Source organism: Parafrankia colletiae, from assembly GCF_001854655.1.
GTDB lineage: Bacteria > Actinomycetota > Actinomycetes > Frankiales > Frankiaceae > Parafrankia > Parafrankia colletiae.
The window spans coordinates 1-25,427 of record NZ_MBLM01000127.1; the positions used below are offsets into that span (position 1 = coordinate 1).

Sequence of the window (25,427 nt, forward strand, 5' to 3'; positions counted from 1 at the left end):
CGCCTTCGGCAGGAACTCCTGCGTCGTCCACGTCCACAACGTCCCCTCACGGGGCAGCAGGTGCCGCGCCATCTCCAGCTTCCCGCACCGCGGACACGCATCCTGCGCGGGGAACGTCACCGCCGCGCAGCTCCCACACCGCGCACCGATGAGCTGTGGACTCTCCGCCGGCCACGTGAACACCTCGGGAGCAAARGGAACCTGAGCCATCAGAACACTCCTAGCATCACGACCGGCCCACAAACCGTCTCCGGCTTCACCCAGGAAGAGGACAAAGGAGCAAACCCGAGGGCGTGCCAGGCGCACCGACGACGGCGTCGTGCCGGTGCCGCGCCGGCGCTGGAGGGACGAGCACCGGGTTCCAACCCTCCACGTCATTCGGATCGCCCGCCTGGCAGTCTCGCCGGGCCGGGACGATCAGCGGGYAGCCGAGAGCAGCTGACTCTCAGATGCAGCATATGCCCTTCTCGCCCACACTCGCACGGGAACGATCCCGGCTGCGGGCACCGCGACGTACACAGGCAGTCACCGGCGACCCCTGTCACCCGGTCGACACCAGTCGACACCAGATGACGGCAGCCCCGCTGGTGTGGAGACGCACCCGGGGGTAGGGAAGGCAGGGTCGCCAACGACGCCGACATGACGACGCCTCGACCGGTAGGGAGCCGACGATGCAGCCGACCATGAACCTCAGCGTGCGCAACCAACTCACCGGGACCGTCAGCGAGATCACCCGCGGAGCCGTGATGAGCACCGTGTCGATCACGCTGGCCGGAGGCCAGGAGCTGACCGCCGCAGTCACCCTCGACGCCGTCGAGGACCTGAAGCTCACCGTGGGCGGCGAGGTCGCCGTGCTCATCAAGTCCACCGAGGTCTCGCTGGCCACGGGCAGCGTGGCGGGCCTCAGCATCCGCAACCAGCTCCGCGGCACCGTCGCCTCCGTCGACACCGGCGGCGCCATGGCCGTGGCGCACGTCGAGCTCGACAACGGTGGGCAGCTCACCGCGGCGATCACCCTCGACGCGGTGAAGGACCTCGGCCTGGTGGCTGGTTCGCAGGTGACCGCGCTGGTCAAGTCGACGGAGGTCGCCCTCGCCGCCGCATGACCGCCGCATGACCAAGGCCCCGTGACCAAAGTCGCGGGAGCGTGCTCCTTGCGGCCTACCAGCGCCAGCGGCTCCATATCACCACGTATCTTCGGCGATATGTCCGCCCCGCACCGGTTGCGGGCGGTTTGTCCCGAGGAGGGCTTGGCGGTGGCGGAACAGGTTGGCCCGGAGTTCGGCCCGTTGGCGGCTCTCGCCGGCGAGTGGGAGGGGGACCAGGGCGTGGACGTCGCCTTCGGCAACTCCGAAGGCTCGATGATCACTACCCCCTACCGCGAGAAGATCACGTTCAAGCCGTTCGGGCCCGTGGACAACGGCGCCCAGCAGCTCTACGGGCTGGACTACCACATGGCCGCGTGGCGGCACGGTGAGGACAAGGCGTTCCACACCGAGATCGGCTACTGGCTGTGGGACGCGGTACTCGGCCACATCATGCGGTGCTTCATGGTCCCCCGCGGCCAGGTGCTCATCGCGGGAGGTGCCGTCGCCTCGGACGCGACGACCTTCACGCTGCGCTCCGAGCTCGGATCGACGACCTACGGGATCCTGTCGAACCCGTACCTGGCCCGGGCGGCGAACACGACGCTGTACGAGGTGACCGTCGCCGTGTCCGCGGACGRCAGCCTCTCCTACGACTCGACCACGACGATCACACACGCCCGGGTCGCCGACCCGGTGGCGCACACCGACCGCAACGTCCTGCGCAGGGTTGCCGGGGCCTGACTGCCCCGGCCACCCAGGCCGCGCCGCAACACCGGGTGCTCTCCGGAGCTCACTCCCCGCACCCTCTCATCTCCACAGCCCGGGTACACAACGTCCCGTCGGTGCCATACATGCACCGGCGGGACGTTCTTTTCTCCGCACACGGATGGACACCGGCGACACCTGGCCTGACCTGCGCGGTCGTACCCACAGGCGACCGGAAACCGGTAAATCCGCGACCTTTACCTGGTGCACAAACGACCAGGAGCGCGGGGCAATCTATTGACACACAGCCGGCCCCTCACGATGCTTGGTGACGCGCGGAGGCAAAAGGCCGGAGGTGTCCCGGGCACTTACTTCGTTCCCTCCTTTTTCCGTCGAAGCGGAAGCCCGGGTGCCGCTGGCACCCGACCGCCGACCGGTTCCAGTAACAGCATTTCCGCTCCGGTGGGCGGCCCGTTGTTCCTGTGTTCTCACCGCGCGAAGCCGGATTCGAGGCGCCGCGATTCATGGCGACCGGATTCCGCGACGGTATTCGTGCGGTGTCCGCGCGTGCCGAAACCCTGCGAACAGCCCAGGAGAAACCTGCCATGCCCGAGAACCCATCCGACACGCCCGTCGAGCGCCCGCTCACCGGCGGTGGTTCCGTCACCCGACGGAAGTTATTCGGCACGGCCGCGCTCGGCGCTGCCGTCGCCGGCGGCCTCGCCGCCGGTTCGGTCGCCTCGCCGGCCCGCGCCGCCGCCCCGGCGTCCGTCCCGACCACCATCCAGCGGGAGCGGGCCGTCGTCATCGGCAGCGGCTTCGGTGGTGGCGTCACCGCGCTGCGGCTGGCCCAGGCCGGCGTCTCCACGCTGGTCCTCGAGCGCGGCATCCGGTGGCCAACCGGCCCGAACGCCAACACCTTCTCCCGGTTCGCGAACATCGACAACCGCTCGTCCTGGCTGACCGACCACGCCGTCGTCGGCGGTGTCGTGAAGAACTGGGACCCGTATGTCGGCGTCATCGAGAGTATCCCCGGCAACAACATGACGATCAACTGCGGCGCCGCGTACGGCGGCGGCTCGCTGATGTACCACGGCATGACCCTGCAGCCCACCAAGCAGCACTTCGCCCAGTCGATTCCGGCGGCGGCGGGCCTGTACGACGAACTGAACTTCTGGGCCTATCCGCTGGTCGCCCGGACGCTCGGTATCTCCACCATTCCCGACGACATCCTGAACACGGGCCCGTACAAGTCCTCCCGGCTGTTCCGGGACGTCGCCCCGCAGGCCGGGCTGCAGTCCGTCCCGGTGCCACTGCCGATCGACTGGAACTTCGTCCGCGGCGAGCTGGACGGCCGCTACACGCCCACCTACACCACCAGTGACATCGCCTTCGGTGTCAACAACGGTGGGAAGCGCTCGATCGACGTCACCTACCTGGCGGCCGCCGAGGCCACCGGGCGGGTCCGGGTCGCGACGCTGCACGTCGTCCGCGACATCTCGCTGGACCCGCTGAAGCGCTGGGTGCTCTCCGTGGACCGGATCGACACCGGTGGTGTCGTCCAGGAGCGCAAGACCATCATCGCCAACGCGGTGTTCCTCAACGCCGGCTCGGCGGGCACCACCCGGCTGCTGGTGAAGTCGAAGGCGAAGGGGCTGGTGCCGAACCTGCCCGACTCCATCGGCACCCAGTGGGGCAACAACGGCGACCGGATCTTCGCCTGGATCGGCATGAACGGCGACCCGGGCACCGCGCAGGGCGGACCGGCCTGTGTCGGCGGCCGCGACCCGCAGGCGACGATCCCCTACACGGTCATCCACGCGGGATCACCGGTGCCGACCAACGGTCAGAAGGTGCTGACGGTCGTCGGCCTCGGCATCGTGAACCCCGTCGGCACCTGGGCGTACGACAGCGCCAAGGACGACGCCGTCCTGACCTGGCCGACCGGCGCCGACGCCGCCCTGCAGCAGCAGATCGCCGGAAAGATGCAGCAGCTCGCCCAGGTCGGCGGCGGCATGATGATCGACACCAACGCCCAGGCGCAGTCCACCTGGCACCCGCTCGGCGGGGTGCCGATGGGGTCGGCGGTCGACCTCTACGGCCGGGTGGCGGGGCATCGCGGCCTCTACGTCCTCGACGGCTCGCGGATCCCCGGCTCGACCGGCGCCTGCAACCCGTCCATGACGATCGCGGCGCTCGCCGAGCACAGCCTGGCCACCATCGTGCGCCAGGACATCAACCGCATCTTCTGACGCCGGACCGACACCGCGGCAGCACCGTCCGCCGACCTCGCCAGCTGACACCATCGCCAGCTGACACCATCGCCAGCTGACACCGTCGCCAGCTGAAACCGTCGGCTGGCGCTGCTCGCGGTCACCACCTCCTGGCCGCCGCCCCGCGGCGCCGTACCCGGTCGATGCGGTGGCGGGGCCTCGTGCCGGGCATGGTTTCCCGAGAGGTTCCCGCGGCCAGGAGGTGGACATGACAGACGATTCCAGTGCCGGTCTCCCCGGCGCCCCCGCCAGCGTCACCCTGCTCCTCGACGCGTTCGGTCGCATCCGGAACGTCGTCCACGAGGTGGTGGACGGGTTGGGTCCGGCCGAGCTCAACCGTCGCCTCGACGGGCGGGCCAACTCGATCGCCTGGCTCGTCTGGCACCTGAGCCGGGTCCAGGACGACCACGTCGCCGGCGTCGCCGCGACCCCGCAGGTCTGGCACGCCGACGGGTGGGAGAAGCGGTTCGGACTCGCCCTCGACACGGGCCCGCAGGACGGGTATCGCTCGATCGGCTACGGGCACAGCTCCGCCGACGTGGACGCCGTCCAGGTCGGTGACCCGGCGCTGCTGCTCGGCTACCACGACGCCGTCCACGCGCAGACCGCCCGCTACGTCGCCGGACTGCGCGACGAGGACCTCGCGCGGGTCGTCGACACCGCCTGGGACCCCCCGGTGACCCTCGGGGTGCGGCTCGTCAGCGTGGTCTCCGACGACCTCCAGCACGCCGGCCAGGCCGCCTTCGCCCGCGGACTCATCCGCCCCGCCTGACGCCTCGTGCTGGCGCCTGACGCCTCGTGCCGGACGCCGGACGTCAGCTCGGTCCGGTGGTGCCGGGTGGGCACTGGCGTGGCTCGTCCGCGGCCTTCGGCAGGACGACGTCGTGGGCCGTGGCGGTCAGCGACAGCCCGTCGGGGCCGCTGGACGCTTGCGCGACGATGAGATCCAGCGGCAGCTGGCCGACCGGGATCGGCAGGGACGGCAACAGCGAGCCCCCGGGAATCGGGATGGCGAAGTTGAGCGCCCCGCGCAGGGTGACCTCGCTCGGCACCATCGTGAGCACGTTGTTGCGGACCTCGAAGGTCGTCACGCCGCCGACCTCCTGCGCGCCGAGCAGCGGGATGTCGATCCGCCCGGAGATCTCGATCCGCCGCCCGCCCTCGACCGGGTTGACCTGGATCTCGCCGGGCAGGGTGGCCAGGTAGGCGTTCAGGTCGGCGTAGTCGACGCGCACCGTCGCACGGATGTCGTCGACCGGCACCGCACCGATGCTCCCGGAGAGCATGTCACCGAACGGCACGTGGATGCCGGTGAGTCTGGCCTGGACCTCGGAGATCCGCGGCCCCGGGGTGGCGATCCCCTCGATGGTGAGGCCGATGTCCTCGAGCTTGCCGAGCAGGATCTGGGTGAGGAACGGGAAGCCCCCGATGCTGACATCACGCACCGTCGGCGGGGGCGCACCGCATTCCAGCGCTTCCACGACACTCGTGCGGACCTGTTTGGCCATCTGGTCCTCGGCCGCGGCGACGGCGAGCCGGTCGCCGACGACGAGCAGCACCAGCAGAACGACCAGCGCGACCAGGGCGGCGATCCACCGCCTGCGCCGCCGCCGGCCGGCGGAAGGCGCACCCGCGGCGTCGGGAGCACCCGGACCACCGGGACCGCCCGGGCCGCCGTCCGGTGCGACGCCCGCGCCCGGCGCCGGGCCCGCTCCCGGCGGCGCCCACCGCGGGTCCCCGGGCGGCGGCCCCCACTGGCTGCCGGCAGCCGACCAGGGCGTGCCGCCATCCCCGTGCGACTCGTCGTCATAGCCGTCCGCTCTGCGGGTCGGCGGCACCTCGGCCCATGGCCGGGTGCCGGGAACGTCCCCCGCGACCGGGCGGGCCCACTCCGAACGGTGGGTGTCCCCCGGACCGGCGACGGGCAGCGGTCCTGCGGAGCCGGGGATCTGCTGGTGACCTGTCTCCGACTGGGTCCGGGCCTCCGGGTGGGCCTGGGCCTCCGACTGGGGCTGTGTCTCAGACTGGGGCTGTGTCTCAGGCCGGGCCTGCGCCTCCGGCCGGGGCACGGATGCGCGCGGAAGGTACAGCGTCGGCTCGTCGCCGGCCGGGCGTTGGCCTTCGCCCGCGTCCGCGGCCGCCGCTCGGCCCCGGTCGGCCGACGTCGGGGACCCTGCTTCGCCGCCGCCCTGATCCACCAAGACCATCTCCCGTTCCGTGCCGGTCCTGGTGACCCGGTGGCCGCCCGAGCTTTGTCCGCCCCGAGCCTACTGCCGGGCCGGGCCGCTCCCGAGGAGCCGGGACGGACGTGTGGTCACGCAATGCAGACAATTCCGGTATCCCCCGGTCACGGAACCCAGGGAAACACTGACCGAGACCGGCCCGGTTCGCCCGCCCGGCGCCGGTCACCGAAGGTCCCGGAGGATGCCCCGCCCTTCGCTTCAGGCGGGAAGGGCGTCACGGCACTAGATGAAGCTCGCCCAGGAGAGCGGGGCCGGTGTGGTGTGGGCGAGCGCGTCGAGGGTCTGCGTGGACACCGTGGCCGCCATGAATCCGATGATGGCGTCGAGAAGGTCCATCAGGTGCACCTCGAAAGGCAGCACCGGCTGCTCGGCCGCATGTGCACGCTGGCGTTCGGCGGTCGCCTCGACGACGAGGGACATCGCCTGCGCGATCCGGTTCGTGCGCAGCGGCTCGGCGATGTAGGGGAGGTACAGCGCGAGCTGTTCCTGGAATTCTCGCGACGAGGTGCGCATCGGCTCCGGTATGCACGCGAAGATGTCACGGCGACCGTACTGCTTCAGCATGGCCACGAAAGTCAGGTAGTAACTGTCCGCTACCTCACTGTGCTCCATCAGGGGCCGCACCTGGCATTCGACCAGGCCGCGCAGGTCGCTCGTGCCGCGTTCGGCCATCAGATCCAGCCGACGCTGATGGAGCCACGGCAGCCGATATTCGAAGATCGCCTGGATCAGCCGGTCCTTGGAGCCGAAGTGGTACTGCACCGCCGAGTTGTTCCCGTTGCCGGCAGCGGCACCTATCTGCCGCAGCGAGATCCCCTCAATACCGTGTACCGCGAACAGGCGCTCGGCAGCGAGGAGGATCTGCTTCTTACTCGACGTGGTCACCACCGGCATGCGCCGGATACAAGCATCATGTCACCATGCCGGTCAAGTGCTCGCGGAGGGCGCCGGCCCCGACACGGAGCCGGCGCGCACCAATTACCGCCGGCGACCGACGCCGCAGGATTCCAACGGCGCGAACGGACCGTCCGGCTCCGGGTTGTTGCGCCAGTAAGGCGGCGAGACGATTCCGGGCTCGACAAGCTCGAGGCCGTCAAAGAAAACCCTGATCTGGTCGACGGTGCGATAGTGGTATCCGTTTCCGTCCGTGGTGACCACGTTGAGGTCTTCGACGCCGAGATCCTGGTCCTTGCTCGCCGCGGGGCCCGGCGCCGGGTCGGACGTCCGGTCGTCCGACCCGTCCTCGAGGACCAGGAAACTGCCGGCGGGCAGTGCGGCTACGAGCCGCCGCGCGATGGAGTAGGCCTCGTCGAGGTCGGCAATGAGACCCATGATCGACATCAGCATCAGGCCGATCGGCCGGGTGAAGTCCAGCGTCTCGGCGGCGAACTCCAGGATGCGATCCGGGTCGCGGGCGTCGGCCTCGAGATAGGTGGTGACACCCTCGGGTGTGCCAGCCAGCAGCGCCCTGGCGTGGATGAGCACCATGGGGTCGTTGTCGACGTAGACGACCCGTGTTTCCGGCGCTATCCGCTGGGCGACCTGGTGGGTGTTGTTCTCGACCGGCAGGCCGGTGCCGACGTCCAGGAACTGGCGCACGCCCTCCTCGGCCACCAGGTAGGTGATGGCCCGCGCGAGAAAGGCCCGCGACGACCGGGCGACGTCCACCATCTGTGGGAAGAGCGCGATGGTCCGGTCACCGTGCGCGCGGTCGACCGGAAAGTTGTCCTTGCCGCCCAGGTAGTAGTTCCAGACCCGGGCCGAGTGCGGCCGGGTGGTGTCGAAGGTCGGGGGCGGGTACGGCTGGTTGTCGGTCACGGCTGTCTGGGCTCCCCTTCGAGGCCGAATCGCCAGAGATCACAGAGCGGGGCGTCCGCCGGCGCGGTGCCCGGACGTCATGCCCGGGCACCGCGCCGGCGGGCCGGTCAGCTCAGCGAGATGGAGCGGTCGATGAACTCGCTGGTGATGATGTCCTGGGGCTTCAGGCCCGGGGCCGGAGGTGTTCCCGCCTCGGTGAGACCCGGGGTGAGCCGCCCGATCAGGCTCTCGACCCGCTCGCTGTCGAAGCTGCCGAAGGTCCCGTCACTGCCGTTCGCGACCAGACCGAGCTCGCGCTGCCTGGTGTTCCCGTCCGCGAGCAGGCCGGTGGACAGCTCGTAGCCGGCGGTGTCCAGCTTCGAGGTGACCTCGATCATCAGTTGGTTGGCCGGTTCCGGGTCGGCGAGGTAGTCGACCATCGCCTGCTGGAACAGCGGGACGAGCTTCGACAGGCACTCCCGGTTCGTCGCCACCTTGTCCTTGCGGACGGCCAGCACGTTGGCGTAGGCCGGGTACTCGTCGCCGACCAGCACGTACTTCACCGGCTTCGCCCACTCCTGGACGTCGTGCTCGAGCCGGTACGGCTCGTCGGTGACGAAGCCGGCCTGCACGATCCCGCCGTCCTCGGCGACGAACCGGCTGATGTCCCCGGTGTAGGAGTTGTCGATCTGGGACCGCTGGAACAGGCCTTCGCCGACCAGCGCGTTCAGGTAGGACTCGTCCCCGACCAGCACCGTCTTCCCGGACCGGCCGATGTCCTCAAGGGTGGTGAAGTCCAGCGCCGGGTCGCCCCAGAAGAACATCAGCGGCGACTTCGCATAAGGGGCGAGCACGCCGACCGACGGGTGCTCGGCGGAGTTGCGGATCACCTCGTCCAGGTCGAGGTAGCCGAGCAGGATGTCGTCGTCCTTCTCGAACAGCGCGGTGACCGGGTCGAAGCCGACGGCCGGCCCCCCGGACCGGATCTCCAGGTCGACGCCGGTGGCACCGAGCGGCCCGGACACCGTGAACGCGCCTGCGTCGATCTTCGGGTCGGGCCCGAGCAGCTGGTAGGTCGAGCCGTAGTCGACCTCCGGCCACCAGCTGGTCTGCACGACGACGGTGTCCGGGCACACCCCTTTCAGCGGGGTGGTGTAGTTCGCCCCGGCGGCGGCCCCGGCGGCGGTGGCGGCCGGTTCCGTACCTGACTCGGAGTCACCGCACCCGGCCAGGCCGAGGGCCAGGCCCGCGGCGCAGGCCCAGGCCGCCACCGAACGAAGTCTCGTCACGTGCTCTGCTCTCCTCGGCACAGGGAAGGACAGGAACGACAGGCAGGAACAGCCGGGCGCGAATCCCGGGGCGGCGGGTCGCCACAGTGACAGGTCCCCCCGTTTTCTGTCACCTGCCAATTCGGGCGCCAGCCTCCCACGCCCGCGGAATTCACCTGCAACCAGGTACCTTCACCGCAATCGGGTGCGGATAGGGTTCCGGCGTGCCCGACGGCGAAGCCCCCGATCCAGCCACGCCGGGAGCCCCTCCCGCTGTCCGTGTCAGCGAGCGCTGGAGCTCACCTGGCGCAGGTGGGACGCGCACCGCGCTTCGGGCGCTCGGAATCCGGGCCGGGCGGACGGTGCTGCCGCCGCTGGGCGTGTTCGCGGTGGTGACCGGCGTCTGGTACGCGGTCAGCTACTGCTTCCTCGCCCCCCGGCGCCGGTTCCTGCTCCCACCACCGCACGAGATCGTGGCCGAGGGTTTCCTGGACCGCCGCACCGCCGACGAGATCCTCACGGCGCTGGCGGGGACGGCCAAGGTCGCCCTGGTCGGGCTCGCGATCGCCGCGGCCATCGGCATCGCCGCGGCGATCCTGATGGCGCAGGCACGCTGGATCGAGAACTCCTTCTACCCGTGGGCCATCCTTCTACAGACCATCCCGGTGCTGGYGATCGTCCCGCTCATCGGTTTCTGGCTCGGATACGGCTTCTGGTCCCGCACCGTGGTCTGTGTCGTGATCTCCATGTTTCCAATGATCACGAACACCCTGTTCGGCATCCAGTCCGTGGACGCCGGCCACCACGACCTGTTCACGCTGCGCCGGGTCGGCCGGTGGCGCCGGCTGGTGCACCTCGAGCTGCCCAGCGCCCTGCCCGCGGTCTTCGCCGGCCTGCGTATCTCGGCCGGGCTCGCGGTCATCGGCGCGATCGTCGGCGACTTCTTCTTCCGCCGTGGGGATGTGGGCATCGGTGCCCTCATCGACAACTACACCCGCGATCTGTCGTCCGCGCCGCTGTTCGCCGCCATCATCTCCTCGGCACTGTTCGGGCTGGTGGTCTTCTGGCTGTTCGGTCTCGCCGCACGGCTGGTCGTCGGTTCCTGGCATGACTCCGCGCGCGGCTGAACCGCCCGCGGCGCCCTGGTCGGCACCAACGCCGACAGCACCTCGTGGAGCAGCTCGAAGCCGTCCTCGCTGAGCACCGACTCGGGGTGGAACTGGAGACCGGCGAAGGTCGGCCCGCGCAGCGCGTGCACCGCGCGGACCGTGTGACCGTCCGGCTGCGGCGCCGGATCGTCGGCGACGTCCCGGCAGACCTCGACGGTGCCGAACGGGGTGCTGAGCTCACGCTGTGCGGAGACGGCGGTGAACGTCGAGTAGAACCCGACCCGGCGCTGGCGGCCGAAGAAGTCGATCTCCCGGGCCAGTCCCTGGGAGGTCTCCTCGCACCGGTGCAGGCGCAGCCCGAGGAGATCGGCGAGCACCTGGTGCCCGAGGCAGACCGCCAGCAGGGGCCGCCGCCGGGTCAGCGTCCCGGCCACGAGCGAACGCAGGGCCGTCATCCGCGGATCGTCGCGCACGGTCGGGTCACCGGGGCCCGGGCCGGCGACCAGCAGGTCGAACCCGGCGGTGTCCCGTGCGTCTCCCGCATCCCGCCAGTCCCGCACCGTCACCGCGAGGCCGAGGCCGCGCAACTGGTGGGCGAGCATGCCGCTGAAGGCGTCCTCGCCGTCCACTATCAGTGCGGACCTGCCGCCGAGCGGGGCGGTCGCGGGTACGCCGGTGTGCCTGTCCAGCAGCCAGAACCGGGCCAGCCGCTCGGTGCGTGCGGCGAGCGCAGCCACGACCGGCGGATCGTCTCCGAACGTGGCCGCCGGGACCGCTCCTGCCAGTTCCCCGCCCACCGAGCCAGTGCCCACCGATCCACCACCACCTGAACCACGGCTCGCCGAACCGTCCGGCGGCGGCAGCAGGCCCAGGGCCGCGAGCATCCCGGCCGCCTTGGTGTGCGTCTCCGCCGTCTCCCCCGCCGGCGTGGAGTGGCGCACCAGGGTGGCACCGACCGCCACCCGCAGCTCGCCGGCTGGTGAGATCTCCGCGGTGCGGATCAGGATCGGCGCGTCCAGCGTCTGCCCGCCGGACTCGTCGGTGCCGAACAGGGCGAGCACTCCGCTGTAGTACCGCCGCCCGCGCCGCTCGTGCCGGGCGATCACCCTGGCCGCGTTCTCCAGCGGGCTGCCCGTGACCGTCGGCGCGAACATCGTCTCCCGCAGGACGTCCCGCACGTCGAGCCGGCCTCGCCCGACCAGCAGGTATTCGGTGTGGACGAGGCTCGACATCTCCTTCAGATACGGGCCGCGCACCTGGCCGCCCTGGTCGGCGACCCGGGCCATCATCTTCAGCTCCTCGTCGAGCACCATGTGCAGCTCGTCGATCTCCTTGCGGTCGGCGAGGAAGGCCAGCAGCTTCTCGCGGTCCGGTCCGGTGGGCGGCAGCCGGTGGGTGCCGGAGATCGGGTTCATCATGACCAGCCCGCCCTCGACGCTGACGTGGCGTTCGGGGGTCGCCCCGACCAGCAGCCGGGTACCCGTGTGGACGACGAACGTCCAGTAGGTGCCGCGCTCGCCGGTGAGCAGCCGGCGCAGCACCGCGAGGGCCGCGGTGACCGGCGGGCCGGCGATCGAGGCCGTGTAGGTGCGGTGGATGACGAAGTTCGACCCCTCGCCCCGCCCGATCTCGTCCCGCAGCACCGCCTCCACCGTGCGCGCGTACTGCTCGTCGCCCGGGTCGAAGGCGCCGCCCTCGCAGGCGACGTCCTGGTCGGGAAGGGCCCGCAACGCGGCGGGCAGGCCGACCCGCTCCCAGGCGTCGACGCGCAGGCACTCCAGCGGGGTGCCGTCGTCGACACAGGTGAAGCCGCGTTCGGCGAGCTGCCGGTAGGGGACGAGCGCCAGCACACGGGGTCCGGCGGGCCCCGGCGGCAGGTCGATGTCGGCGATCCGGCCAGCGGTCTCGACCGTCCCGACGAGCACGTCGAGGTGGTCGGCCTCCTCCCGCCGGATCAGCGCGAACGGGCCGGGATCGGTTCCCGCGGCGAGGGCAGCGAGCAGGTCGTGCAGCAGATTCATGATTGTTTCCTCGGGGCCGGGAGCCGCCGGGACCGGACGGCCCGCCCGAACTGAGGAAACGACGACGGCCGCCGGACGGGGCGGCCGCGTGATGGGTCTACGCGCGAAGGAGGTGGGCCGCCACCGGGGCGGGCCACCAGAGGTTCCTCAACGCGTGCATACGGTCACTGTAGCCGGTCGCGATCGACCACGGCGGCGGGGCCGGCGGGGCCCGGCCGGCGGGTCCCAGCCCCCGGAGGCATGGCCGGCCGGCGCAGCCGTATCAGGCCCGACCGCCCTGGCGCGGACGTGGAAGACTACTGTGATCGGCGCGACCGGCGGAGGGGCTGGCGATGATGGCTGGCAACAGACGGGCGCCGGGCGACCTGGAGCGGACCGTCATGGAGACCCTTCGGAGAGCTGCCCGACCGCTGACGCCGCGTGAGGTACAGAACCTGYTCGGCGACGATCTGGCCTACACGACGGTACTGACCATCCTCACCCGGATGCACGACAAGGGCCTGCTCGGCCGCAGACGGTCGGGACGCGCGCATGCCTACAGCCCGGTCACCGACGAGGCCGGCATGGCCGTACGACGGCTCCACCAGCTCCTGGACGAGGGACCGAGCCGGGAGATCGTCCTGGCCCAGTTCCTCGGGTCCCTCTCCCACCGCGACGGCCAGCTTGTGCGCGACATGCTCCGCGAACTCGACACGCGCCAGCCATCCGACGAGGAGACCTCCTGATTCCTCAGGCCGTCCGGCCTGCAGGACGGTATGCAGCTGGTCGCCGTCCGGCCCACGACCGAACCCGTCTGGGCGGGGCGGCTACATCCCGGCGTGGACGAGCAGCTCGTGCAGGTCGTAGACGCACTCGAACGTCCATACCGCCGTGCCCACCGCGAGCGCGACCGGCAGGGCGAGGAGCCACCTGTGGCAGGCCGCGGGCGCTCCCAGCGCCGCTATCCGGCGCGGCACGACATTCGGCGGGTAGCYCACAGACAACATGACCCGGTGGCGGCGCTGCCCGGCGTGATCCCGCTCGGAATCCAGCACCGCGAGAGCCGCCCGCCCCAGGGCCCGCGCGACATCGTCGCGATCGCCCACCTCACGGGCGGCCACCTCGTCCGCGGCTCGCTCGACCAGGTACTCGACCCTCACAATCATCGGCCACAACAGCGGCTGGGCCAGCGCCGCGACACGCACCATCCAGATCAGCCGGTGATGACCCCCGGTCAGATGGGCCTGCTCATGGGCGATCACCGCCCGAAGCTGGCGGTCATCGACCGCACGCCGCATCCCCGTGGTGACGACGACCCGCCCCGCGCGTGCGGGCCGGGCCGGGCCGGCATACGGACGCAGAGAAAACTCCGGGCCAGCCCATCATGGTGCGGGCTGGCCCGGAGCTGTAAAGCAGGAGCGGATACAGAAGGCTCGGGCACCGGGCCCCGAAGGCACGCCGATCGGCGCTGGAGGTTCGGAACGCGGCCGCGCCGTCAGGTCGAGACGGTCTCCTTCGCCGTGGAGTGCGGCGCAGCCGGATCAGGAGTCTCCTCGGTGGCCCCGACCTCCGCGGCTGCCGGCTTGGCCGCCCCGACCGCGGCGCCCGCCGCCGGGGTCACGGCGCCGCCGGGCTCGGCGAAGCGGTCGCCGAGCAGGGCCAGGTCATAGGACTGGCGGGCCATCCAGAAGCGCAGGAAGCCGGTCAGCGAGTAGCGCAGGAACAGCGCCGCGCCGATGACCGCGGCGGTGATCCCGCCGAGGCCGAGCGCGAGCGCGTCGCGCTGGACGAGCGGGTCGCGGGTGCCGTGCGACGTCGCATACGCGGTGATGGCGAGCGCGGCGCCCGCCGCCATCAGCACCACGCCGAGGCGCACCCACAGGCGCGGCCGGCCGGCCGCCGGATCGGGGATCTTCAACTCCCCGAGCTCGCGGACGAAGCGGTCCGCGCGCGAGTCAGTCGTCATGTGGAACTCCCCAGATAGAGGGCGGATAGTTCGGCGCGCAGCTCGCTGTCGGGGGCGCCCTCTCGTTCGACGCGACCGCGCACCATGACCGCCGCGTGGTCGGCGATACCGAGAACGGCGGCCGCGAACTGTTCCACGACCAGGACGCCGACACCCTGGCGGGCGATCTCGGCGACCTGCTCGTAGAGGCGTCCGACGACCAGGGGGGCCAGCCCCATCGAGAGCTCGTCGAGCAGCAGCACGGCCGGATCGGTCGCGAGGCCGCGGGCCAGCGCGAGCATCTGCTGCTCACCGCCCGACATGCTGCCGGCCGGCTGGTTGGCCCGCTTCGCGAGAATCGGGAACCGCTCGAAGGCGACGGCCTCGATCTCGGCGCGACTGTGACCGGTGAAGGTCATCATCAGCAGGTTGTCGCGGACGGACAGGTTCGGGAACACCCCCCGGCCCTCAGGAATCAGACAGATCCCCGCCCGGGCCAGGTCGCGGGGGTTCGCCCCGGTCATGTCCCGCCCGCCCAGTATCAGCTGGCCGGACTGGACGGGGTGGGTGCCCGCGGCGACGTTGAGCGACGTCGTCTTGCCTGCGCCGTTCGGCCCTAGCAGCGCCACCACCTGGCCGGCGGAGACGCTCACGCTCACACCGTGCAGGACGGTGATCTTGCCGTAGGCGGCACGGACGTCACGCAGCTCCAGGAGAGGTGTCACGCCGCATCCCCCAGATAGGCCGCCAGGACCTGCTCGTTGCGCCGGATCTCCTCCGGCGGACCGGAGGCGATCACCTTGCCGAGGTCGAGCACGTGCAGGTCGTCACACACGCTCATGACCAGGTCCATGTCGTGCTCGACGATGAGCACGGTGGTCCCCTCCGCGGCGAGCGAGCGGAGCAGGTCGGCGAACCGCTCGGTCTCCTCGGGGTCCTGGCCGGCGGCCGGCTCGTCCAGCAGCAGCAGTTTGGGCTGCGCCGCCAGTGCCCGTGCCACCTCGACGAGCCGGGCCGCGCCGGTCGACAGGGTGTCGGACGAGGTGTCCGCGAGCCGGGTCAGCCCGAGCCGGTCGAGGATCTGGTCGACCAGCTCGGCGGCGTGCCGGCGGTTCGAGCCGAGTTCGGCGGCGACCAGCAGGTTGTCCCGGACGGTGAGCCGGCCGAACAGTTCGAGCCGCTGGAACGTCCGGGCCAGCCCGTGGCGGCTTCGCCGCGTCGGGCCGAGGCGGGTGACCTCCCGCCCCTCGATGAACACCTGCCCGGACGACGGCCGCCGCAGGCCGGTGATGACGTCGAACAGGGTGCTCTTGCCGGCCCCGTTCGGTCCGATGAGGCCGGTGATCCTTCCCTGCTCGGCGGAGATGGCGACGTCGCTGAGCGCGCGCACCCCGCCGAAGGCGACGGTCACCTCCCTAACCTCCAGCAATGCCACGGGCCAGCACCTCCTCGTCCTCCCGGCGCCACTCCCGCCGCACGCCCCACCATTCGACGGGGACGTCGGTGTCGGTGGACCTGGCCGCCCGGGCCTGCTCCAGCGCGGTCGCCGCGGCCTGCGCGGCGACGATCAGGAACAGGGCCAGACCGAATGTCAGCCAGCCGTCCAGGACGTCCTGCAACTGCAGGACCCACAGTCCCGCGAGGGCGACGACGAGGCCGCCCAGCACGGGCTTGTTCCGGCCCAGCGGCTCGTACCCGGAACGGATCTCGGGGACGGCGCCGTCCGGGTTCCTGGCCAGCCCCAGCCCGGCAAGCGCCGGCAGCACCGAGGTGATGTTCTGCGCGAAGGCCCCCGCGGCGGAGATCACCGGGAAGGACCCACCGACGGCCACACCGGTGAACAGGCCGTTGCCGACGGCGGTGAGCCCGCCGACGACGGCGACGAGGAACAGCGGCAACCCGGCGACGAGGCCGAACTGCTCGGCGGTGACCGAGCGCTGCTGCATGCCGTACAACGCCCCGCCCAGGCCCGCGATGCCCGCGGACAGCGCGAAGACCGCCACCTTCGACAGCAGCAGGTTGCCGCCGAGGGTCGCGTAGGCCGCCTCGCTGTCGCGCAGCGCGATGAGCTGACGGCCGAACCGGCCGCGCCGCAGCACCGCGATCGCCAGCGAGGCGAGCGCCAGCCAGACAGCGGCGAACACCATCAGCTCGGAGCCGTCGTCGAGGCGCCATCCGAACAGCGACGGCCCGGCGACGTCGACGGTGCCGCCGTCGAACAGCGAGATGTTCAGGCCCAGCACCTCGAAGGAGGGCAGGGTGAAGATCCACCGGTCGAGGATGACCGCGAAGGCGGTGGTGCCCAGCGCGAGGTACACGCCGGACAGGCGCAGCGCGGGCAGCGCGATCAGCGCCCCCGCCGCGCCGGCGATCACGACCGCGAGCGGCAGCGCCCACAGCTGGCCGTCGGCACCCGCGTGCGCCCACACGGCCGCACCGATCCCGGCCATGCTCAGCTGGCACAGCGAGATCTGCCCCGCGTAGCCCGCGAGCGGGACGTAGGACAGCGCGATCACACCGAACGAGAAGATCTGCCCGTAGGTGATCAGATCGCCCTCGCCGAGCAGCGAGGCGAGCACCAGCCCGAAGAGCACGACGGCACCGGCGAACAGCAGCGTCCCCTGCAGTGACGGGGAGGGCACGGGACGTGCCTTCGTGTCCCGCCCGCGCAGCCGCCGGTGCGGGAACACCAGCAGCGACAGGAACAGCAGCAGCGCCGGCGCTGCGAGGCGCAGGCCGGGCAGGTAGTCGTTCTGCGGCAGGTACCCGGTCAGGTAGCTCTCCAGGCACCCGACGACCACCGCACCGAGGAAGGTCAGCGGCAGGCTGCGCAGCCGCCCGAAGATCGCCGCCGTGTAGGCGCTCACGATCAGCAGCGAGAGCTGGGAGGCGTCCAGGGAGACGGCCGGCGCGATGAGGATGCCACCGACGGCCGCCAGCTGCGTGCCGAGGATCCAGGCGACCTGGTTGGACCGCACCGGGTTGGCCCCGGTGAGGCCCACCAGGGCCCGGTCGTCGACACTGGCCCGCATCTCGGCGCCGATACGGGTCCCGTACAGCAGGATCCGCAGGCCGATCGCCACGGCCACCGCCACGATCATGGTCAGTGCCTGGTGCCAGGTGACCGTGGCGGGGCCGATGTCGATCGCGTCGGTGTTCTCGAAGAACCTCGGCAGCGACCGGGCCTCGTTCGGGTCCCAGATCCACCGGGCGGCCGCGATGAGACCGCTCAGCATCGCCACGGTCATCACCAGGCGCTCGGCGTCACCCAGGCCCTGGATCGGCCGGAGCACCAGACGTTCGACCAGCAGGCCGAACGCAGGTGCGAGAACCACCAGAACAAGGATCAGCGCGAGCGGTACCGGCAGCCCCCAGCCCTCGGTGAGCTGCCAGTACGCGAACGCCGCCATCATGCCGGCCGCACCGTGCGCGAAGTTGAACACGCCGGTGGTGGTGTAGGTGAGCACCAGGCCACTGCCGATGATGGCGTAGATGGCCGCGGTGCTCAGACCCACGATCCCGAAGGTGAACAGCTGCTCCATGACTACTGGAGATCGCTCAGGCTCTTGCCGACACTGGCCAGGGTGAGCGGGGAACCGTAGTCACCCGTGTACCGGACCTCGGGAGCGTCGCAGCGGAACGCGCCCTCGTCGGGCTCGAAGTTCGCGATCTCCCAGCCGTCCGGCGTCGCCTGCACCACGTTGAAGCACTTCAGCGGCGCGTCGGCCTCGGTGATGTCGACGCTCACCTGAAGCCCGCCGGCCGTCCAGTCGGTCTGCTCCCGGGCGGTCTCGTACAGGCACTTGCGAGTGAGGTCGTCGCCGCACTCGGAGGCCGAGGTGGCGAACAGCAGCCAGGCGGAGAAGGCCCGCAGCGCCGGGAAGGTGATCTCCGCGTCCGGCGCGTACTCCTTGTACAGGTCCTTGACCTGCTCCAGCGCGGGGATGTCGTCGGCGGCCTCGAGCGGGGCGACGCCGCTGAGGTCGGCGTAGTTGGGCTGGAAGTCGACGGCGTCGCCGACCAGCTCACCGAACCCCGTGCCGTAGGCGTTGCTGTTCGCGTCGATCCAGTCGAGCTTGTAGTCGATCGACTTCAGCACCTGCTCCAGCTTCGCCAGGCTGCGGAAGTCGCCCTGGAACACCAGCCCCTTGACGCCCTTGCTCTTGAGGGACTGGGCGTAGGGGGTCCAGTCGGACACACCCGCGGCCGGGTAGAGGTCCCGGTAGACGACCGTGCCGCCGGACTTCTCCAGCGCCTCGGCGGTCTGGTCGCCGATGACCTTGGTCACGGGCGAGTCACCGGCGATGACGCCGACCGCGCTCGCGGAGCCCGGGTGGGCCTCCTTGAGCAGCCAGGTGTAGTAGCCGGCGTAGCGGGCGAAGGAGTGCCCGGCGCCGATCGCGTCGATCTGCAGGTCCGAGCCGAGGTTCTCGACCTGGCTGGTCTGCGCGGGGATGTCGGGGAGCAGGCACTTCAGCCGCTCCTCCACGCCGCCGGCGTCGAGGGCGGAGCCGCCGCCGACGATGGCGAAGTCCTCACGGCAGGACTCGATCATCCGCTGCCGGGTCTCGAAGATCTTCGAGTCCCGCAGGTGGTAGGTGATCTCGCGGCCGTTGATGCCGCCCGCGGCGTTGCACCACTCGGTGAACACCTTGGCCGCGTCGTCGAACTCCGAGTTCTTGGTGAAGCCGACGTCGCTGAAGGTGCCGACACTGATCTCGCTCGCGGTCACGCCCTGGGCGGGCGCGCCCTTCGGGTCGCCGGGACCGCAGACGTCCTTCAGGGTCCCGAAGTCGCCGGCCGCCGCTTCCGCCGCCGCTGTCGCCGGGGTGTCCTCAGCTCCTAATTCGCCGCCGCCGCTCCTGCCGCACCCAGCAGCGAACACGGTCACCGCTGCGACAGCAGCGACGGCCGCGACAGTTCTACGCGGTCTCACGCATTTCCTCCTTGTTGCTGTCCCGACCCTGCCTCCGCCGGACGCGGGGGACGCGAGGGACGCGGTCCGGGCTGCCGGGCACGGCCCCACCGGGGCCGCACCGCGCGCCCGGACGAAGGTCTGGTCGGGCTGGGCGTGCTGGAGCAACCGAGCGGCTGCCGGCGACGGACAAGTGGGCACCACGGCCACAACGCGCCGCGCCCCGGTGGCCGACGGCACAGCTCGGCCCGGAGACAGACAGGTTGTGACACCCGGCCGGGGAGGTTCAGTGCCGGCAGGGCAGGTGATCAGCCGACTGTGCCGGCGTTTCAGGCGCCCTTGCCCGAGAACGTCCGCCGTGCCATCAGCACCAACCTCGGCCGATCATTTCGTAAGTGCCACTTGCAGTTTCCGGAAGGGATCTTCTCGGCGTGAGGAAACTATCGACTCTTCCGGCGAGAATCAAACGCCGTTCAGATCGCCGGAACGCGGGTCGACACACTCCAGCCGCTACCGCACACAAGGAACAGACAACGCAGCGTGACCGGCCGGCCGGCCGGTCAGTTCTGCTCGGACGACCGCCGGGGAACGCCGTACAACCGGGCCGCCACGCAAGCCGATCGGCAAGCTACCGGACGCATCCGCGACGCCGTCGTCCGGGGCCCGTGACCGGCGGCACACCGGTCTACCAAGATCGCGAGATCTTGGCTCACCACGCGGCAGATCTGCCCGTCTGCCCAGGTAGGACGCTGGCCGAGCACCGACGCGAGCCGGCGGCCACTTCCGGCCCGGGTCGCCGCGACTCTTACGGAGAGTGGCCCCGCCGGCCGCCCCGCGCGCGCCGAGGTGATCCACCCCACGCGCCTGGCGCCGAGACCGGCCGGCGCATGCCGATCCGCGGCCCCAGAGAGGCCACCCACCGCAACGTGCCACATTTCACACCCGGCACGCGGGAAGATCCGCTCGTCGCAGCCGGCTCGGCGGGGCTGCCAGCCCGGCCGGACCGGCAGCGCCGTTCTCCACCGGCGGTGAGCGGCCGTTGACGAATGTGGCGGAGGAAGATTCTGTGTGATGGGCACCACTGGCCGCATGGCACCGACCGCCGCGGGCCCACGACGCCGAGGGAGCAGGACAACCGATGACAGCGACCGCGCCGGAGAGCAGTGACGTCTACTACGACCCCTACGACTTCGAGATCGACTCCGACCCGTACCCCGTCTGGAAGGCGTTACGGGACACCGCGCCGCTGTACTACAACGCCAGGTACGACTTCTTCGCGGTGAGTCGCTTCGACGATGTCGAGAAGGCCTTCGGCGACTGGGACACCTACCGCTCCGGCCGCGGGTCGGTCCTGGAACTCATCCGCTCCGGATTCACCTTCCCGCCCGGCAACATCCTGTTCGAGGACCCGCCCGTCCACGACGTCCACCGCGGCATCCTGGCCCGGGTCTTCACCCCGCGGAAGATGCTGGCACTCGAAGCGGATGTCCGTGCCTTCTGCGCCCGTTCCCTGGACCCTCTCGTCGGCTCCGGCGGCTTCGACTTCATCGCCGACCTGGGCGCCCAGATACCGATGCGGACGATCGGCATGCTGCTCGGCATCCCCGAGGAGGACCAGGAGGGCATCCGCGACATCATCGACGCGGGCCTCACCCTCGAGGAGGACGCGCCGAAGCCGCTGGACCAGGACGTGCTGGCGCGCACCGAGGCGATGTTCGCCGAGTACCTCGACTGGCGGGCCCGCAACCCGTCCGACGACCTGATGACGGAGCTGCTCACCGCCGAGTTCACCGACGAGACCGGCACCACCCGGCGGCTGACCCGCACCGAGGTCCTCGTCTACGTCAACATGCTGGCGGCCGCGGGCAACGAGACGACCACCCGGCTCATCGGGTGGACCGGCAAGGTCCTCGCCGAGCATCCCGACCAGCTGCGCCAGGTCGCGCAGGACCGATCCCTCGTCCCCGACGTCATCGAGGAGGTGCTCCGCTTCGAGGCCCCCTCCCCCATCCAGGCCCGCCACGTCGCCCGGGACGTCGAGGTGCACGGCCAGACCGTTCCGGAGGGCAGCGTGATGGTGCTGCTGAACGGCTCCGCCAACCGCGACGAGCGGCAGTTCCCCGACGGCGACAGCTTCGACATCCACCGGTCCTTCAGCCGGCACCTGAGCTTCGGCCGCGGCCTGCACTTCTGCCTGGGCGCCGCCCTCGCCCGCCTGGAGGCGCGGGTCGCCCTGGACGAGGTGCTGCGCCGGTGGCCGCACTGGGAGATCGACTACGACAACGCCGTACAGGCCCGGACGTCCACCGTCCGCGGCTGGGCGAAGCTCCCGGTGCGTACCTCCACCGGCTGACGCCCCGCGCCCCGCCCCGGTCGGGTCAGGTCGCCGCCCCGGTCAGGTCGCCGGCCGACCGGGGCGGGGGAAGCACGGGAGGACCTCTCCGGCGAGGAGCTCCAGCGTCTCGGTACTGGCCCGGTCATGCGTGATGAAGATGAAGGATGTGAAGCCGGCGTCCACGAGCTGGGCGATCCGGTCGGCGACCCGCGCCGGGGTGCCGGCGAAGCCGCCCGCGTCCAGCCCGTAGCCCGGCTGCCCGTACCGGCGCCGGGCCAGCTCGACGACCTCGTCCACCTGCCCCGCCCCGGCGATCGCGAGAACCCCCTCCACCGAGCGACGCAGGGACGCCGGATCGCGGCCGATGCGCTCACACTCGGCGTCCATCGCCCGGTTCAGCTCGTCGAGGCGGTCCAGGGCGTAGGTCGGGACGTTCCAGACGTCGGCGTAACGCGCCACCAGCGGAAGGGTCCGCTTCGGCCCGGCACCGCCGATGTGCACCGGCGGCCGCGGCCGCTGCACCGGCTGCGGGACGTTCGGCAGGTCGTGGACGTCGTAGTACCGGCCGGAATAGGTCGTCACCGGCTGCTCGAACATCTGCGTGATGATGTCGAGTGCCTCCGCGAGCCGGTCGGCGCGCTCCCCCGGGGTTCCCCAGGGCAGGCCGGCCTCGCGGTGTTCCTGTTCGTAGGAACCGCTGCCGATGCCGAACTCCAGCCGCCCGCCGGAGATGACGTCCAGCGTGGTGGCCATCTTCGCGAGCAGCGCCGGATGGCGGAAGGTGTTACAGGTGACCAGATGCCCCAGCCGCAGGCGCGACGTGCGGGCGAGCAGGGCCGTCGCCAGCGTCCAGCCCTCGAACGAGGGCGCCGCCGGCGCACCGGGCGTGTACAGATGATCGAACAGCCAGAACGAGTCCAGCCCCAGGCGCTCGCATTCGAGGGCCCGGTCGACCATGGACTCGAACTCCAGCGCGACCTGCGGCAGATAGATCCCGAACTCGACACCGGCCTCGCCCCGGGGGCCCGTCCCCACTGATTCGCCCACGGAAGCAGTCATGGCCGCGAGCCTATTTTCCGGGCCGCCCAGGCGGGCCAGGATCAGCCCGGAGCAGGTCAGAATCGGGACAGTGGCACATGTCCTCCACATCGGGCACAGGTGGCAAAGTGGGTGCTATGTCAACGCCACCAGGCTGGTACGACGATCCATCAGGCAGACCCGGCTCGCGCTGGTGGGACGGCAACCAGTGGACGGACCACACGCAGCCCGGCTCCCCGCCGCCCCCGCCGCAGCACCAGAACCAGCAGTACCAGCCGCATCAGCAGCAGGCCGCCGCGCCCGGAGCGGCTGCGCAGGCGCCAGGCCAGCACGCCACGCAGCAGTACGGCCAGCCACAGCACGGGCAGCCGCCGGGCGGCTGGGGCGGCCCGCAGGGCTACCAGCCACCGCCGGTCCAGACCAGCCACACGCCGGACCGGATCCAGCGCCAGGTCCAGGAGCGCGCCGGCGTGCACGTGCCGGTGCAGGGCGGCGGCTCGCTGTTCAGCGAGCCGGTTCTGGTGGTGAACCAGAAGACGAAGCTGATCGAGCTGACGAACGAGTACGCGGTCTTCAACCAGCAGGGCACCCAGATCGGCTCGGTCGTCCAGGTCGGCCAGAGCGCGCTGAAGAAGGTCGCCCGGTTCCTCTGGTCACTCGACCAGTTCTTCACCCATCGGCTGGAGGTGCGGGACGCTGCCGGGGTTCCGCAGCTGCTGTTGACCAGGCCGAGGAAGTTGTTCAAGTCGAAGGTGATCGTGACGCTGCCGGACGGTCGGGAGGTCGGCCGCATCGTCCAGCAGAACGTCTTCGGCAAGATCAGTTTCAGTATCGAAGCGGACGGCAACCGCCTCGGCATGCTCAAGGCCGAGAACTGGCGGGCGTGGAACTTCTCGATCGTCGACCACACCGACGCCGAGGTCGCCCGGGTGACCAAGACCTGGGAAGGTCTCGCCCGGACCCTGTTCACCACCGCGGACAACTACGTGGTTCAGCTGCACCGGCCACTGCCCCAGCCAATGCTCAGCCTCGTCGTCGCCTCGGCACTCACCATCGACACCGCGCTGAAGCAGGACTCCCGGGGCTTCGGATAGTGCAGTAGCCCACGACTCGGGCGGGAGTCCGTCATTCCGGCGGCGCTCCCATGCCCCTGGAACTGACGGCCACCGACCTGGCGAACGGGGCGTCCCCGTTCGCCGGAGCGGTCGTCTGCGTGCGGTGGAGCCGCACGCGCGGCGGGTACGACACAGCGCCGCCGGACCGCGGCCCGCGGAACGACACAAAAGCGGTACCCTTTTTGCTGTTCTCAGTCCGGCTACATCCCTCCGCCCTACCCGGCACCCGATCTGGCGAATGCGACGGGCCGGCTCCGACCGCCGCGCGAAAGAACGCCCTGGCGCGGACAGCGATGTTCGGTACGCTTTCCCGTGGCCGTGCACCCTGGTGAGTCGCGGTTTCGGTTCGTGTCCGCTCAGGAAAGGCAGTCTTCTCATGCGCACATCACGCCTGGCAGGACTCGGGCTTGCGTTCGCGCTCACTGCGGGAACCGTCGGGATCGCCGCGGCACCGGCGAACGCGGCGCTGCCGCCCGAGGACAGGGCCGGTGACGCATCGCTTGCCGCACTGGTCGAATGGCTGGAAACCCACGAGCTGCAGGACTGGCTCAACTTCCTCGCGCTGACCAACCCACCCGCGCCGACCGGCGCCAGCCACAACCCGCCGCCGAAGCCGACGAACAGCGGCACGCGCGAGACGGGCGCCACCCACGCCCCGCCACCGAAGCCGACCAACCAGGGCGCCTCGCAGACCGGCGCCACCCATGCTCCGCCGTCAAAGCCCTCCAACCAGGGCAGCGCCCCGAACGGCGCCAGCCACAACCCGCCGCCGAGGCTCCTGAACAGAGGGTGGTAGTCGTCGTCGGCATGTCCGCGGTCCCGAGCCCGACACCGATGGCGACGCCGGCCTCGATCGAACATATGTTTGCTATCGTCGGCTGGTGGGCGTAGCACCGTTCCAGGCCTCGCTGCTCGACACGCTGTCCGAACCGCAGGCTGGCAGGCACGCGGGCGTCGAGCTCGGGCCACTGCACGCCGGCCTGCACCGCCGCATACTGGCCGGCGGCGCCTGGGTCGACGTGCGGCGCAGCTGGGTGGCCGGGGCGGACACGCTGTTCGAACGGCTGTGCGCGCAGGTCCCCTGGCGCGCCGAACGGCGTCCGATGTACGACCGGACGGTCGATGTGCCCCGGCTGCTGTCCTTCTACGCGCGGGGCGAGCCGTTGCCCGACCCGGCGCTCGATGCCGCCAGGCAGGCGCTCGACGCGCACTACGCCGCCGAGCTGGGCGAGCCGTTCGCCACCGTCGGCCTGGCGCTGTACCGGGACGGCCGCGACAGTGTCGCCTGGCACGGCGATCGGATCGGCCGCGGCGCCACCCACGACACAATGGTCGCGATCCTCGTCCTCGGCGCTCCCCGGGCGCTGCTGCTGCGGCCTCGCGCTGGCGGGCCCGCGGAGAGCGGAGGTGGGCGCCCAGTCACGATCCGCCACGAACTCGGTCACGGCGATCTGTTCGTCATGGGCGGTAGCTGCCAGCGCACCTGGGAGCATGCGGTGCCGAAGACCGCCCGCCCGGTCGGCCCCCGCCTCAGCGTTCAGTTCCGCCCCCACAACGTCCTCTGATGGGACGGGCCGGATCGCCATCGCGGATATC

The 25,427-nt window shown here is 70.9% G+C and carries 22 protein-coding genes and 1 pseudogene; 10 read left to right on the plus strand and 13 right to left on the minus strand.

What is annotated here, in order from left to right; all coding sequences use genetic code 11:
• Positions 1–210 (minus strand): Zn-ribbon domain-containing OB-fold protein (locus tag CC117_RS19410; RefSeq protein ID WP_241830245.1); only part of this gene is annotated, 210 nt, incomplete at its 3' end.
• A gap of 473 nt (positions 211–683) precedes the next feature.
• On the opposite strand from CC117_RS19410, the gene CC117_RS19415 reads away from it, so the two are divergent.
• The 4 genes from CC117_RS19415 to CC117_RS19430 all read left to right on the plus strand — a co-directional run bounded on the left by CC117_RS19415 (position 684) and on the right by CC117_RS19430 (position 4,838).
• Positions 684–1,106 carry a TOBE domain-containing protein gene (locus CC117_RS19415; RefSeq protein WP_071086333.1) on the plus strand — a complete coding sequence of 141 codons (423 nt, stop codon included), beginning with the start codon at positions 684–686 and terminating at the stop codon, positions 1,104–1,106.
• Between the two features lie 150 nt (positions 1,107–1,256).
• Entirely contained in the window at positions 1,257–1,829 is a 573-nt protein-coding gene (locus tag CC117_RS19420) for a heme-binding beta-barrel domain-containing protein (protein WP_071086194.1), read from the plus strand.
• A 569-nt stretch (positions 1,830–2,398) separates the two neighbouring features.
• Positions 2,399–4,045, plus strand: coding sequence for a GMC oxidoreductase (locus tag CC117_RS19425; protein ID WP_071086196.1), 1,647 nt, complete (start codon positions 2,399–2,401; stop codon positions 4,043–4,045).
• Between the two features lie 229 nt (positions 4,046–4,274).
• Entirely contained in the window at positions 4,275–4,838 is a 564-nt protein-coding gene (locus tag CC117_RS19430; protein WP_071086198.1) for a mycothiol transferase, read from the plus strand.
• A 43-nt stretch (positions 4,839–4,881) separates the two neighbouring features.
• Here CC117_RS19430 and CC117_RS19435 read toward each other — a convergent pair whose 3' ends face one another.
• From CC117_RS19435 to CC117_RS19450, 4 genes are all read right to left on the minus strand, one after another.
• Positions 4,882–6,273, minus strand: a complete 1,392-nt coding sequence (locus CC117_RS19435; protein ID WP_241830246.1) for an LmeA family phospholipid-binding protein — start codon at positions 6,271–6,273, stop codon at positions 4,882–4,884.
• 258 nt (positions 6,274–6,531) lie between these two features.
• On the minus strand, positions 6,532–7,203 hold the full coding sequence (locus CC117_RS19440; RefSeq protein ID WP_071086200.1) for a TetR/AcrR family transcriptional regulator: 672 nt from the start codon (positions 7,201–7,203) through the stop codon (positions 6,532–6,534).
• Positions 7,204–7,287: 84 nt separating this feature from the next.
• The gene (locus CC117_RS19445; protein WP_071086202.1) at positions 7,288–8,127 is read right to left on the minus strand and encodes an SAM-dependent methyltransferase; all 840 of its coding nucleotides are present in this window, start codon (positions 8,125–8,127) and stop codon (positions 7,288–7,290) included.
• Positions 8,128–8,234: 107 nt separating this feature from the next.
• Positions 8,235–9,395 carry a substrate-binding domain-containing protein gene (locus CC117_RS19450; protein WP_071086204.1) on the minus strand — a complete coding sequence of 387 codons (1,161 nt, stop codon included), beginning with the start codon at positions 9,393–9,395 and terminating at the stop codon, positions 8,235–8,237.
• 578 nt (positions 9,396–9,973) lie between these two features.
• Here CC117_RS19450 and CC117_RS40600 point away from each other — a divergent pair.
• Positions 9,974–10,402, plus strand: a pseudogene (locus tag CC117_RS40600) (ABC transporter permease); the annotation flags it as partial.
• Here CC117_RS40600 and CC117_RS19460 read toward each other — a convergent pair.
• Positions 10,363–12,504, minus strand: a complete 2,142-nt coding sequence (locus CC117_RS19460) for an anthranilate synthase family protein (protein ID WP_084132420.1) — start codon at positions 12,502–12,504, stop codon at positions 10,363–10,365. The pseudogene CC117_RS40600 and the gene CC117_RS19460 sit on opposite strands and share 40 nt — an antisense overlap.
• A 335-nt stretch (positions 12,505–12,839) precedes the next feature.
• Between CC117_RS19460 and CC117_RS19465 the strand changes: the two genes are divergently transcribed.
• Positions 12,840–13,229 carry a BlaI/MecI/CopY family transcriptional regulator gene (locus CC117_RS19465; RefSeq protein ID WP_071086339.1) on the plus strand — a complete coding sequence of 130 codons (390 nt, stop codon included), beginning with the start codon at positions 12,840–12,842 and terminating at the stop codon, positions 13,227–13,229.
• A gap of 81 nt (positions 13,230–13,310) precedes the next feature.
• Here the strand turns inward: CC117_RS19465 and CC117_RS19470 are convergent, their stop codons facing one another.
• The 6 genes from CC117_RS19470 to CC117_RS19495 all read right to left on the minus strand — a co-directional run bounded on the left by CC117_RS19470 (position 13,311) and on the right by CC117_RS19495 (position 19,364).
• The gene (locus CC117_RS19470; protein ID WP_256385397.1) at positions 13,311–13,844 is read right to left on the minus strand and encodes a M48 family metalloprotease; all 534 of its coding nucleotides are present in this window, start codon (positions 13,842–13,844) and stop codon (positions 13,311–13,313) included.
• A 134-nt stretch (positions 13,845–13,978) separates the two neighbouring features.
• Positions 13,979–14,449, minus strand: a complete 471-nt coding sequence (locus tag CC117_RS19475; RefSeq protein ID WP_071086207.1) for a hypothetical protein — start codon at positions 14,447–14,449, stop codon at positions 13,979–13,981.
• On the minus strand, positions 14,446–15,153 hold the full coding sequence (locus tag CC117_RS19480; RefSeq protein ID WP_071086209.1) for an ABC transporter ATP-binding protein: 708 nt from the start codon (positions 15,151–15,153) through the stop codon (positions 14,446–14,448). The genes CC117_RS19475 and CC117_RS19480 overlap by 4 nt, the downstream gene beginning before the upstream one ends.
• Positions 15,150–15,839, minus strand: coding sequence for an ABC transporter ATP-binding protein (locus CC117_RS19485; protein WP_407673557.1), 690 nt, complete (start codon positions 15,837–15,839; stop codon positions 15,150–15,152). Before CC117_RS19485 ends, CC117_RS19480 begins: the two co-directional genes overlap by 4 nt.
• A gap of 4 nt (positions 15,840–15,843) precedes the next feature.
• Positions 15,844–17,970 carry a branched-chain amino acid ABC transporter permease gene (locus tag CC117_RS19490; RefSeq protein ID WP_071086212.1) on the minus strand — a complete coding sequence of 709 codons (2,127 nt, stop codon included), beginning with the start codon at positions 17,968–17,970 and terminating at the stop codon, positions 15,844–15,846.
• Positions 17,971–17,972: 2 nt separating this feature from the next.
• Positions 17,973–19,364 carry an ABC transporter substrate-binding protein gene (locus tag CC117_RS19495; protein WP_071086213.1) on the minus strand — a complete coding sequence of 464 codons (1,392 nt, stop codon included), beginning with the start codon at positions 19,362–19,364 and terminating at the stop codon, positions 17,973–17,975.
• 1,117 nt (positions 19,365–20,481) lie between these two features.
• Here CC117_RS19495 and CC117_RS19500 point away from each other — a divergent pair.
• The gene (locus CC117_RS19500; RefSeq protein ID WP_071086216.1) at positions 20,482–21,696 is read left to right on the plus strand and encodes a cytochrome P450; all 1,215 of its coding nucleotides are present in this window, start codon (positions 20,482–20,484) and stop codon (positions 21,694–21,696) included.
• Positions 21,697–21,738: 42 nt separating this feature from the next.
• Here CC117_RS19500 and CC117_RS19505 read toward each other — a convergent pair whose 3' ends face one another.
• On the minus strand, positions 21,739–22,725 hold the full coding sequence (locus CC117_RS19505) for a TIGR03560 family F420-dependent LLM class oxidoreductase (RefSeq protein WP_241830248.1): 987 nt from the start codon (positions 22,723–22,725) through the stop codon (positions 21,739–21,741).
• A gap of 128 nt (positions 22,726–22,853) precedes the next feature.
• Here CC117_RS19505 and CC117_RS19510 point away from each other — a divergent pair, with 128 nt between their 5' ends.
• The 3 genes from CC117_RS19510 to CC117_RS19520 all read left to right on the plus strand — a co-directional run bounded on the left by CC117_RS19510 (position 22,854) and on the right by CC117_RS19520 (position 25,396).
• Positions 22,854–23,810, plus strand: coding sequence for a phospholipid scramblase-related protein (locus CC117_RS19510; RefSeq protein ID WP_071086220.1), 957 nt, complete (start codon positions 22,854–22,856; stop codon positions 23,808–23,810).
• 397 nt (positions 23,811–24,207) lie between these two features.
• Positions 24,208–24,627 (plus strand): hypothetical protein, encoded by a 420-nt coding sequence (locus CC117_RS19515; protein WP_071086222.1) that lies wholly within the window; start codon positions 24,208–24,210, stop codon positions 24,625–24,627.
• Between the two features lie 85 nt (positions 24,628–24,712).
• The gene (locus CC117_RS19520) at positions 24,713–25,396 is read left to right on the plus strand and encodes an alpha-ketoglutarate-dependent dioxygenase AlkB (protein WP_071086224.1); all 684 of its coding nucleotides are present in this window, start codon (positions 24,713–24,715) and stop codon (positions 25,394–25,396) included.
• The last annotated feature ends 31 nt before the right edge of the window (positions 25,397–25,427 follow it).